The organism is Vibrio cincinnatiensis (assembly GCF_022113815.1).
In the GTDB taxonomy this organism is placed as follows: Bacteria; Pseudomonadota; Gammaproteobacteria; order Enterobacterales; family Vibrionaceae; genus Vibrio; species Vibrio cincinnatiensis_A.
Genome location: NZ_SGOM01000040.1, coordinates 1 through 2,355 on the forward strand (window position 1 = coordinate 1; position 2,355 = coordinate 2,355).

Genomic DNA, 2,355 nt, shown 5'->3' on the forward strand with positions numbered 1-2,355 from the left:
ATTCAAAGTAAAGAAATCATAAAAACATTTTAATTTTCAATATATTGTGGTCTTTTTCTCTACAGTTACATAACGCCCAATTAAGGTGTGAGCAACGCTACCACAAAACCCAACGATGGAATGAAAAGTGCCAAGCGTTGGGAATCACTCTTAAATTGCTTGTTATGTACGTGCTACAGTACTTTGTAGCAGCCTCGACTAACTTTATGAAAAATGTGATAAACACCAGAGAAAGGATCTTCATTTGAGTGATTGTCACAGAAGTCGCTAGGTAGAATACTTCCCTTTGGCACTTCTGGATACATAGCTTGCACTGCCTCAATGATTTCCAATGTTGTAACCTGTTGATGTTGCGTGAATGAAGTCTTTACAGCATTTTTAATTTTATCTTTTCTATCCACTATGTTTAACCTCTCTATCTTCGTGAAATAACATCAAAACCTTGTGCTAAGAATTTGATACATTTTCCCAATTCCACATATCATTAACTACTTGAAAATCATTGTAGTCTGTACAACTTAAACGACAGAAACATAAAAGTACATAACGCCCGCTTAAGTGGTGAGCAACGCAACCACAATACTTAATTATTGCACCGTAAACGCAAAAGCCAAATCAAACCAAAACCGCGAGCGTTGCGAATCCGCCTTAAAGCGTTTGTTATGTTTGTTGTGAACAGTGTGCCTAGTTCAAGCGTTTGAAGATCCTTAACTTTAGCCATACAAAAATTTTCGGTAATGAATACCACCAGTACGAACCCAAAATACCAGAATACAAAGCAGGGACCCAGAAATTATTAAGATCTCTAAGAATGCTGTAATTACCCAATGAGTCCTTCAAACTAAGAACTGATGTTCCATCGAAGTAGTAAGCTATCGGGAATAGCCCCAAAGAAACCGGAAAGTCCAATGGCAAAACTACTAACCAACCGTTCACTGAGACAGGATCGCTTGATGTAGCAATCAAAAAAGCTAAAACGATTACAAAGCAGAGATGACTCAAGCCAAAGATTATTGGAATCAATATACTCTCCTAAAAACATAACGCCCGCTTAAGGGGCAGCCAACGCTACTACCAAGCTTCCGCATAACACCGTAATCACAAAAACCAACGCATAATAAAAATGCCACGCGTTGGCTGTCCATCTTGAAGCGTTTGTTATGTGTAATATTGACCATCGTAGCTACTTCTCCTTTTTATCATCAAGCTTAACTTTTTCGCTTCCAAGAGAAATAGAATTCATTTTATGACGAGGAAGAGAAACAATAGTATCCTTGTAACCGAAGTAGTCACCTTTCACATATAAAGAACCGCCTAAATCTAGGATAACATTTAATTTTTTTGTCTCGCAGTAAGTGTCATTATCACAATGTTTAATCAGCTCATTCGGAACTGTAATTCTCGATTTTGGTGTGAAGTAATATTTTCTCTCTATTCCTCCGCCTACATTAAGAAAACTAAATGACATAGAAGCTGTTTTTGATGCAACTTGAGGCATTAATGAGAAAATACCTGCAAACAAATATACAGCAAATGCTGGAGAGCTCACTAGAAGAGGTATAATACGCTTACTTTTATATTTGCTAGCATTAACCTCAAAACTATTTTTATGCCTAGATGGAATTAGAATCAAATAGCTTAAAAAAGAGAATATTGCAAGAGATAATAGAACTTCTGAATCAGCTTTAATAGCCAACCCAAACTCAATATACTTTACAAATACATATATTGAAAGTAATGCAAAAAAGCCAATATAAAAGAATGTAACTGTAACCAACCAAAACCTAACACTTATGATTGTTGACAATTTATCTTTAAATATTGATATATCTGGCGTTAAAGAGTAATACGCAAACAATATCGGAATAATAAATAACGAACCAATCCATATTTCCTTTGGATATTCAAAATAGAAAGTCAAAAAATACACAACTGGAGTGAAACAATAGAATATTACGAAGTTCAATACACTAGCGACATGCTTGTTTTTTATATACTTAGGCTTTGCATAAAAAACATCATGATACTTTATATTAATAGGATCTAATAATACAATCACAGATATTGAAGAATAGAAAACTATAACAATTGTAAACAATAAACATAGTATCCCTAAAGCCACAAATAAAGTTGGCAAGACACTCATATCTAATGGGAATGGGATTTTCTCATGTATTGTATAAACAAAAAGATAGTAAACCCCTAAAACTGTAGTTAAAAACAAACCATTTTTTATAAACGTTTTTATTGATTCCACGGTATTCCTTATTTATTACACTAGTGTACCCCACGAAAAGTGGACACAACATAACTACACACTTTCAAACACCACTGGACTCACATAGCCCAACGCTG

Annotated in this window: 2 protein-coding genes; both read right to left on the bottom strand. The window is 34.7% G+C overall.

All coding sequences use genetic code 11. The features are described from left to right. Positions 1–173 precede the first annotated feature (173 nt). The gene (locus EXA13_RS16395; protein ID WP_238134071.1) at positions 174–401 is read right to left on the bottom strand and encodes a DUF7225 domain-containing protein; all 228 of its coding nucleotides are present in this window, start codon (positions 399–401) and stop codon (positions 174–176) included. Positions 402–1,183: 782 nt separating this feature from the next. Then, a complete protein-coding gene (locus EXA13_RS16405) occupies positions 1,184–2,257 on the bottom strand; it encodes a hypothetical protein (protein ID WP_238134072.1) in 1,074 nt (357 codons plus the stop codon). Positions 2,258–2,355: the final 98 nt, after the last annotated feature.